6 protein-coding genes are annotated in these 9,574 nt (G+C 66.2%); 4 read left to right on the top strand and 2 right to left on the bottom strand.

What is annotated here, in order from left to right:
- Positions 1 to 88: 88 nt before the first annotated feature.
- On the bottom strand, positions 89 to 799 hold the full coding sequence (locus tag ACTHQX_RS20965) for a response regulator transcription factor (RefSeq protein WP_440159184.1): 711 nt from the start codon (positions 797 to 799) through the stop codon (positions 89 to 91).
- Complete coding sequence (locus ACTHQX_RS20970) at positions 796 to 2,469, bottom strand: sensor histidine kinase (protein ID WP_440159185.1); 1,674 nt, start codon at positions 2,467 to 2,469, stop codon at positions 796 to 798. Before ACTHQX_RS20970 ends, ACTHQX_RS20965 begins: the two co-directional genes overlap by 4 nt.
- Before the next feature lie 486 nt (positions 2,470 to 2,955).
- On the opposite strand from ACTHQX_RS20970, the gene ACTHQX_RS20975 reads away from it, so the two are divergent.
- From ACTHQX_RS20975 to ACTHQX_RS20990, 4 genes are all read left to right on the top strand, one after another.
- Positions 2,956 to 4,530, top strand: a complete 1,575-nt coding sequence (locus ACTHQX_RS20975) for a BTAD domain-containing putative transcriptional regulator (RefSeq protein ID WP_440159186.1) — start codon at positions 2,956 to 2,958, stop codon at positions 4,528 to 4,530.
- Positions 4,523 to 5,914 (top strand): sensor histidine kinase, encoded by a 1,392-nt coding sequence (locus tag ACTHQX_RS20980; RefSeq protein WP_440159187.1) that lies wholly within the window; start codon positions 4,523 to 4,525, stop codon positions 5,912 to 5,914. Before ACTHQX_RS20975 ends, ACTHQX_RS20980 begins: the two co-directional genes overlap by 8 nt.
- 38 nt (positions 5,915 to 5,952) lie before the next feature.
- Positions 5,953 to 6,975, top strand: a complete 1,023-nt coding sequence (locus ACTHQX_RS20985) for an o-succinylbenzoate synthase (protein ID WP_440159188.1) — start codon at positions 5,953 to 5,955, stop codon at positions 6,973 to 6,975.
- 311 nt (positions 6,976 to 7,286) lie between these two features.
- Positions 7,287 to 9,371, top strand: a complete 2,085-nt coding sequence (locus tag ACTHQX_RS20990) for a PhoX family protein (RefSeq protein ID WP_440159189.1) — start codon at positions 7,287 to 7,289, stop codon at positions 9,369 to 9,371.
- Positions 9,372 to 9,574 lie beyond the last annotated feature (203 nt).

The raw sequence follows: 9,574 nt of genomic DNA on the forward strand, positions 1-9,574 counted from the left end.
CCTTCGTGCTTTCACTTTGAAGCGTGAAGGTGAGGCAGGGATGAGAGGCAGATGAGAGTCTTCTCATCGCCGGGTGGGCTTAGCGACGTTAAGGTTTTTGAACCGGACCGCCAGGGCCATTCACGCCATCAGCGCCAAGGCACACGAGGCGGTAGCCCACGCCCCGGACAGTTTGGATGCGGTCCGCGCCCAGCTTGTGCCGCAGGTACCGTACGTAGACGTCCACCACGTTGGACGACCCCTCGAAGTGGTAGCCCCATACCCTGCTCAGAAGCTGCTCGCGGCTGAGTACCTTGCCGGCGTTCTCCATGAATGTCCGGGCCATGACGAACTCCCTCGCGGACAGGTCGATCACGCGGCCGCGGATCTCTGCCGTGCGGAGGTTCACGTCGAGGGACAGGTCGCCGCAGACGAACGTCGGGGCGTAAGCAACCGCCTGCGCGCCGCGGAGCCGGAGCTTGATGCGGGAGAGCAGTTCTTCGAACCGGAAGGGCTTGGTCATGTGGTCATCCGCACCGCCGTCGAGCGCCGCCACAGTGCTCTCGAGGCTGTCTGCCGCCGTCAGCACGATCACCGGAATCGTTGAGTGCATGTCCCTGAGGTTCTTGAGGACGGTAAGGCCGTCCATCCTCGGCATGGTGATGTCCAGGATGAGGAGGTCGAACTCCCCGGACGTCGCGTAATCCAGCGCCTTCACCCCGTCGGAGACCTGGGTGGTTGTGTAGCCGGCCGCTGTGAGGCCTTTGGCGAGGAAGGCGGCAATGCGGGGTTCGTCGTCGGCGATCAGGATCCGCGTCAAGGCGTACCTCCCGTCCGGATGGCCCATTCAATGCCCGACGCCGGTCCGGTCAGGTTCGGTTGCTCGCCGCCGCGCCGTTTCTTGGTCCGCACATCCTCCTTGGCGTCGAAGCCCTCGGTGTCGCCGCCGGTGTCCGCCGCAATGGAGCCATCGGTTTCATCGCCCTCATCTGTGCCGCCGGATGGTATCCGGAGGGTGAAGCGGCTGCCTTTGCCCTCCTCCGACTCCAGGAGCACCCTGCCGCCGTGTGCCTCGGCGATGGCTTTGACGATGGAAAGGCCCAGGCCCGAGCCCTCCATGGCCGCCGAGTTGCGGCCCTTGCCGAAGCGCTCGAATATGCGCTCATGCTCGTCCGCGGGAATCCCGGTGCCGGTGTCCGAGACCCAGATTTCCAGCTCCCTGGATGCGGAGTGCCGCGCTGCCAGCTCCCGCACAACTCCTGCCCGCCCGCCCTGGGGAGCACCGCCGTCGTCCTCTACCCAGGCGCCGCCAACGGATATCCGGTCTGACTCGGAGGTGTGGTTGACTGCGTTGGCGGCGAGCTGCTCCAGCGCCTGGGTGAGCCGGCGGCGGTCAGCGCGGATCAGGCCGCCGGGCCTGGCCTCCAGCCGCCACTTGCGCTCGCCGAGGACCCGGACGCGGTTCAGGACGTCCTCCAGGAGGTCATCCGCCTCAACCCAGCTGGGCGTCACGAAGTCGGGCCGTCCGCTGCGGGCAAGCAGCAGCAGGTCATCCACCAGCACCTGCATCCGGTCAAGCTCATCTAGGAGCAGCTCGCGGGTCTGGTCCACGTCGTCGGGGTCCCCGCTGCGGAGCAGCTCCAGGTAGCCGCGGATGATTGTCATGGGCGTGCGCAGTTCGTGGCTGGCGTCGTGGACGAAGCGGCGCTGGCCCTCCGATCCGGACTCCAGCCGTTCGAGCATTCGGTTGAAGTTCATGGCCAGCTGAGCGATGTCGTCGGTGCTGTCCGGCACTTCCACCCGCTTGGACAGGTCCTCAAATGTTGTGGCCTCGGTGGCCTCGCGGAGCCGCCGAACGGGGCGCAACAGCCGCCCGGTGACCAGGTACCCGACCAGGCCGGTCATTGCGAGCGTTGCGGTGGACGCCAGGGCGAAGGTCCACATTGAACCAAAAACCTCCGCGCGCTGGGCGCCGATCTCGCTCGAGGCAATGAGGAGGCCCTGGTCCGGGCGCCCGCCCGGCAGGGACACCGAAGTAATGGCCAGGCGAACCTGCCGGCCGTCGAGGTCGATGTCCCGCATCACGGTCTGACGGGGCACACTCCAGTCCCACATGTTGTCGGTAATAGCGGCCGTGTTGAGCTCGGTGGGCTGCTCGCCGAAGGGCAGGATGACGCTGCGGCCGCGGACCACGGTCATCACCGACTCGTAGCCCCCGGGAGCCCCGCTACGCAGATAAGTTGTAAACAGGCTGTCCAGGGAGGCATAAGGTGCGCCGGAATTGGGCTGGCCGCGCTTGGCCAGCGCGTCCAGGTTCTTGCGCGGCAACTGGAGCTCGGCATTGACTCGGTCATTGAGGCTGTTCAGCTGGGCCGCATGGGTGGCGGCGCCGGCGACAAACAGGCCCACGGCCATGAAGACGAGCAGCGTGGCCAGCAGCCGGAAGCGGACGGAATGTACTTCCGCGCGCAGTGCGCCGGCCGTGTTCATGGGACCACCCGGCCGAATCTGACGTGTGATGTACGTAACACGTCGCAAGCCAGGGCCAGCCAAGCAAATTTTTTTTGAAATCGGGGGTCGCCGGCAAAGACGCTCATCGCCGAGTACTCGGAATACTTGGTTGTACCCGGGCCGGCCATGGTCTGTCTCATTGGATCACCCATTTCACGCTGATTCGGCGGTCCTCCGGGGAGGAGGATCGCAATAGCACCGCTGTTACTGCGGTATTACGAATCTAGCCCCGGATTCTTGGGAAAAACTTGGTGTCTGCACTGGCGCTGCATTTTCGCTAAGAGGTTCCAGGGGAGCCGTAGGCCGCCCCAACCTGGTGGTGGCCCCCCTGATGGGAACGCGACCAAGTAGTGGCCGAGCCGAAACTCGAGTACTCGCTACTCGTGCCCATACTTGCCCGAGTGACAAGTATGAATCCAAGCCATTCATGGGGAATGCGGTTCATGGGGATAGTAGGTGCACAAAATGGTACAAACTGTTGCAGAAGATACTCGTTGGTCCCGGAGAGTCAACGACGACGAGTACCTTCCGAACTCAATGGAAGACACCGGTGGAACAACGACGAAGTTGTCCATCAACATCCTGGGACCGCTTCGTGTCCGTCGCGGCGGCGTGGAGATCGGATCCCACGAGCTTGGCGGGCCAAAGCCGCGCCAGGTCCTTGAAATCCTGTTGCTCAAGCTGGGGACCCCGGTCTCCAAGAACCACCTGATTGAAGTTTTGTGGAATGGCCAGCCGCCGTCAGAGGCACTGTCCACTTTGGAAAGCTACGTCAGCGTCCTGCGCCGCCACCTTCAGCCCGGAAGCGGCAAGGGCGGAGCCCTCCGCACGGTCACCGGCGGCTACATGATCGACCGCACCATGGTTGACCTTGACCTCGATCGGTTCGATGAGCTTCTGAAGCAGGCGGGCCACGCCTCACCGGAGGAATCCTTCCGGCTGCTCGAGAAGGCCCTCGGCATCGCCTCCGTGCCACTGCTCAGCGATGAGTTGCTGGCCGGCTGGGCAGAGGAAGAACGTTCTCTCCACTCAGCCCGCGTTGCGAGCATCAAGGCACGGGCAGCGGAAGCAGCCGTCGCCGTCGGACACCCGGAGCGCGCAGTGGCCCTCGCCAGCGAACTGCTCGTGGACGATCCCATCAACGAGCGTGCCTGGACCGCCTTGATCCTGGGTCTGGAAGAATCCGGGCAGTACATGGAAGCACTGCGGGCCTACGGGCGCTGTCGCCGGGTCATGGACCAGGAGATCGGCTGCCTCCCCGGACGCCCGCTTCGCGAAGCGCACGCCCGGCTGCTCCAGGCAACAGCCGCCAGCGAGGATGACATGGACCTCACAGATTCGGGCGCCCAGGCCCCGGCAACTTCCCAGGTCACCCGGGAAATCAGCATCCTGACCATCGACGACCACAGCACGTTCACCGAACTGCTGACGGCGGCCCTCGACCGCGAGCCGGACCTGCGGAGCGTCGCTTCGGCCACCACCGCCAAGAGCGGGGTGGAGCAGAGCATCGCCCTCAAGCCCGACGTCGTGATCATGGACTTCCACCTGCCCGACGGCGATGGCCTTACCGCCGCTGCCCGCATCCTGGCTGACGCCCCGAACACCCGGATCGTCATGCTCACCGGCGACCCGACGCCGGAAGCGCTGCGGACGGCCGCTTCCATGGGCATCTGCGCCTTCCTGCCGAAGGGCGGATCGCTCTCCACCCTGCTGGACACCCTCCGCTATGCGCGGGCCGGCAACATGGTGGTGCACCCCTCGCTGGTGGCCCAGCTGGGCATGTCCACCCCTGCTCCGGCCCCGGCGGTCCGCGAAGTGGAGCCCGGCGGACCCGTCCTGACGCCCCGGGAACTGGACGTGCTCCGGCTGATGGCCGGTGGCCACGGGTCAAAGGAAGTGGCCAGCAAGCTGGACATTTCCCTCAACACCTGCCGCGGCTACGTGAAGGCGATCTTCGCCAAGCTCGGAACCCACTCGCAGCTCGAATCGGTCATGGAAGCGTCACGGCGCGGCATGCTCGAGCAGCCGTCAAATGGCTAGGCCATCGCTCCGTAAACCTGCCTTGTTCCGCCCGTTTGAATCGCCGGCCTACCACAATTCCGAAGTTTTCAAGGCCGTCCGGCGCTTCCTGCTGATGGGGCTGGTTGCCCTGGTGGTGGTCACCACCCCGGTGGCCTTCTGGATCTGGTCCGAGGCGGAACGCCACGCGCTGGAAAACTCCAAGGAGGCCACCGACCACCTTGCCAACAACGTGGTGGGGCCGCTGCTGGACAAAGAAGTCCTGTCCGGCGACCCCACCGCCGTTGAGCGGCTCGACGAGCGCCTCCGCCCCTGGATGGAGAGGCGGTCCGTCTTTGAGATCAGGCTCTGGGACAAGGACGGGCGTATCATCTACTCGGACGATCCGAAACTGATCGGCAAGACCTTCGACCTGCCGCACGAGGCACAGGAAATTCTGGACGGCGGGGACGTCCCCGCCAACCTCGAAATGCAGAAGGACGAGGTCAACACGCCCAACGTCGAAAACGGTGAACTCGTGGAGGTCTACGTGCCCGTCACCGCCCCCGACGGGCAGAAACTGGTGTTTGAGACCTATTACGACGACGACGGCGTCCGACAGGAGCAGGCTGCCGTTCTGTTCGGCATGGCCCCGCCGTTCCTGCTCTCACTTGCCGTCCTGCAGCTGGCGCAGCTCTTCCCGGCAGTCCGGCTCGCACGCAGGATCCAGGCCTACGAAGCCGGCCGGAGCCGGCTGCTGCGCCGGGCCATCGAAGCCTCCGAGCTCGAGCGCCAGCGCATTGCCCGGGACCTGCACGACGAGGTGATCCAGGAGCTCTCAGGCCTGTCCTACGTGATGGAGTCCGAGGAACTGCACAGCCCGGTGGGGCAGCGTGCGCTGTTCTCCGACGCCCGGCGGATCCTGCAGGACAACGTCCGCAGCCTGCGGGCCATGACCAGCGAGCTGTACCCGCCGGACCTGAACCGCCTCGGCCTCTCCGGAGCGCTTGCCCGACTCGGCGATCCGCTCGAGGAACGGGGGATCAGCCTGGAGCTAGACCTGCCGGAGAAGTGTGAGCTGGACCGGGACCGCGCGGCACTGTTCTACAGGGTAGCCCGTGAGGCCTTGGCCAACACCGCCAAACATTCCAGGGCGACCAAGGCTGAACTCCACCTCCATCAGGACGGCCACCGTTCGGAGATCCGCATCCAGGACGACGGCTGCGGCTTCGACCAGAGCCAGGGGTCGCCGGAAGGACACTTCGGCCTACGTATCATGAAGGACACCATCGGCGAGGCCGGCGGCACGCTCCAGTTGATGTCCGCTCCCGGACGGGGGACTATGGTGATCGCGCGCTTCGGAGTGGGGGGCACCAAGCTTCCGGCCGCCGTCGAGCACGAACAGGAACCGATCCCCTCGGCATGACTCCCTGAAGGTGGCGGGCGCGCCGGTACAGTGAATCCATGCCTCTCCCGCACCCGCCCCTCGAGGAACTGCTGCACAGCGCCCGCGTGGTGGTTCTGCCCATGCGCGTGAAGTTCCGCGGGATCCTGGAACGCGAAACGCTGCTCCTCCGCGGTCCAAAGGGGTGGGGCGAGTTCGGCGCGTTCCCCGAGTACGGCGACGCCGAGGCCTCCCGTTGGCTTGCCGCCGCCATCGAGGCCGGCTGGCACGGTTTCCCGGAGCCCCTGCGGACCAGCATCCCCGTCAACGCCACCGTGCCCGCCGTCTCCGCAGGCGCCGTACCGGAAATACTGGCCCGGTTCGGCCGCGTGGACGCCGTCAAGGTCAAGGTGGCAGAACGCGGCCAGACGCTCGACGACGACGCAGCCCGCGTCGCTGCTGTCCGCGCGGCCCTTCCGGACGCTGCTGTCCGCGTGGACGCCAACGGCGGCTGGGACGTTCCGGCGGCGGTGGAGGCGCTGACCCGGCTGTCCGACGTCGGTCTCGAATACGCTGAGCAGCCCGTGCCGGAGATTGAGGGCCTGGCGGAGGTGCGGCGGCGGCTCCGCGCGGCGGGCGTGCCTGTCCTGATCGCGGCCGACGAAAGCGTCCGCAAGGAAGACGATCCCCTCAAGGTGGCCCGTGCCGGTGCGGCCGATCTCCTCGTGGTGAAGGTGGCGCCGCTTGGGGGAGTCCGGCGCGCACTGGAGCTGGTGGCGCAGGCGCGGATGCCCGCCGTCGTGAGTTCCGCCCTGGATACGTCTGTGGGGATCCGGGCCGGGCTCGCGCTCGCTGCCGCACTGCCGGAACTGCCGTTTGCGTGCGGGTTGGGAACGGTGTCGCTGCTCGCAGCGGACGTTTCCACTGCGAGCTTGGTGGCCGACGACGGCGCCATCACCTTGCGCGATGCGGTCGCCGACGAGGGGCTGCTTGAGCAGTACGCAGCCCCGCCAGAGCGCCGGGACTGGTGGCTCGCCCGGCTCGGCCGTGCGTACGCTGCACTCCCGGCAACAGACGCTCCCTCACTTCCTGCAGGTTTTTGACCGACGCGTCCTCACCTCCTGCGGGTTTTGACCGACGCGTCCTCACCTCCTGCGGGTTTTCCCGCGACGCGTCCTCACCTGCTGCGGGTTTTCCCGCGACGCGTCCTAACCTCCTGCGGGTTTTCCCGCGACGCGTCCTAACCTGCTGCGGGTTTTCCCGCGACGCGTCCTCACCTCCTGCGGGTTTTCCCCCGACGCGTCCTCACCTGCGCGTCGAGTTCACCGGATCTTCATCTGAGTGTCGGCTTCCGGTTGGCTTTCGCTGGCAGGGTGGCGGTGCCGCATCTAAACCCTCGGAAGGTCTCTCTCCCATGTCTGAAATCTCCGGACGCAAGTTCACACTGCTGCCCATGCTCGGTCACACCAAAGGCAAACGCAGCCCTGTCACCTGCGCGCTCAAGTGCGACAACGCCTGCGCGGGCGACGTCTGCAACACGAGCTCCAACAGCTACTTCCGCGACATTGCTTCCACCACGCTGTCCCGCCGCGCCGCCCTGGGCTTTGGCGCCGCCGGTGCCCTCGCCGTCGTACTTGGCGGTGCCGCGACGTCCCCCGAGAAGGCCGTCGCCGACGGCGGGACGGGACTTTCCGCCGCCGCGAAGAACGGTTTTGGCCCGGGCGCGTCCAAGCTGCAGTTCACCGCCATCCCTTCCATTGCGTCCGAGGTTGATGCGGTGACGGTGCCGGCAGGATTCGCCTGGCAGCCGGTGATCCGCTGGGGTGACCCGATCTTCAAGGATGCCCCGGCGTTCGAGCTGGGCAACCAGACCGCAGCAGCACAGGAGCGCCAGTTCGGCTACAACAACGACTACTCGGACATCCTCGAGATCCCTGGAAGCAAGGGCCGCCGTGCGCTGCTGTTCGCGAACCACGAATACACGAACGAGAACATCATGTTCCCGGCCAGCATGCCCGCCGAGCAGATGCGTGCGGTCGGTGCGGCGGCCCACGGCCTGACCGTCGTCGAGCTGGAGCGCAAGAACAAGAACAAGCCGTGGAGCTACGTCCAGGGCGCCCCGCTGAACCGCCGGTACCTGAACAGCACCCGCTACGAGCTGACCGGGCCCGTCGCCGGCTCGGACCTGGTCAAGACCGTGGCCGACCCCGCGGGCCGCTGGATCAACGGCACGCTGGGCAACTGCTCCGGCGGAACCACCCCGTGGGGCACGATTCTTTCGGGCGAGGAAAATTTCAACGGTTACTTCGTCGCTCCGGGCACGTCCGCCTCGGACAAGCGCTACGGCCTCACCAACAAGGCCACGGCGCGGCAGTGGGAGCTGGACGACCCGCGTTTCAACGCCAACAACGCCGGCTACGAAAACGAAACCAACCGCTTCGGCTGGATCGTGGAGGTGGACCCGTTCGACCCCACGTCCACTCCGAAGAAGCACTCCTCGCTGGGCCGCTTCAAGCACGAGGGTGCCAACGTGATCGTGGCCAAGTCCGGCCACGTGGTTGCCTACTCCGGCGACGACGAGCGCTTCGACTACCTCTACAAGTTCGTCTCCAAGGCCAAGTACCGCGAGGGCGACCGCAAGCACAACATGACACTCCTCTCCGAGGGCGACCTGTACGTTGCGAAGTTCGCGGGCAGCGCCCCGGCCGCCGAGATCGACGGCAAGGGCTCCGTTCCGGCGGACGGATCCTTCGACGGCACCGGCGAATGGCTGCCCCTGGTGGTCGGCGGCAAGTCCATGGTGGCTGGCATGTCCGTCGAGGAAGTCCTCGTGTACACGCGGCTGGCGGCGGACAAGGTGGGCCCCACCAAGATGGACCGCTGCGAGGACGTCCAGCCGAGCCTGCACACCGGCAAGGTCTACGTGGCCTGCACCAACAACTCGGACCGCGGCAAGCCGGGCAAGGAAGGCGCCACCGAGGTCAACCCGCGCAACGAGAACCGAGACGGCCACATCGTCGAAATCACGGAGACCGGCGACCAGACCTCCAGGAAGTTCACGTGGAACCTGCTGATGGTCTGCGGCGATCCCTCCACCGGCGACGTCACCTACTTCTCCGGTTTCCCGGCTGACCAGGTCTCGCCGATTTCCTGCCCGGACAACCTGGCCTTCGACTCCGTGGGCAACCTCTGGATCTCCACCGACGGCGCCCCCTCCGGCATCGGCAAGGCTGACGGTCTGTTCAAGGTCACCCTCGATGGCCCCGAGCGCGGCCGCGTGGAGCAGTTCCTCGCCGTGCCCCGCGACGCCGAAACCTGCGGACCGATCGTCCACGACACCGAGCGCAGCGTCTTCGTGTCCGTGCAGCACCCGGGCGAGGAGGGTACCTTCGAGGCGCCGAACTCGTACTTCCCGGACTACGTTGCCGCCGGCGCGGATCCCCGCCCTGGCCAGGTCCGGGCTCCCCGCCCGGCCGTGATCCAGGTGTTCCGCTCCTAGGCTCCGCCTCCCTCTGTACCCCACGCTTCCTCACATCCTGTCGGGTTTTCCCCGACGCTCCATCAGATCCTGCCGCCTTTAGGCCAACGCGTCCTCACTTTCCTTGGGAAAGTGAGGACGCGTTGGCGGCAGGTTCTAGGGGTCGTTGCAACACCTGAGTGATTGGTGGTGTTGTGGGACGTTTTGGTCGGCCTGAGGTGTTG

This window comes from Arthrobacter sp. SAFR-023 (assembly GCF_051965295.1).
GTDB lineage: Bacteria > Actinomycetota > Actinomycetes > Actinomycetales > Micrococcaceae > Arthrobacter.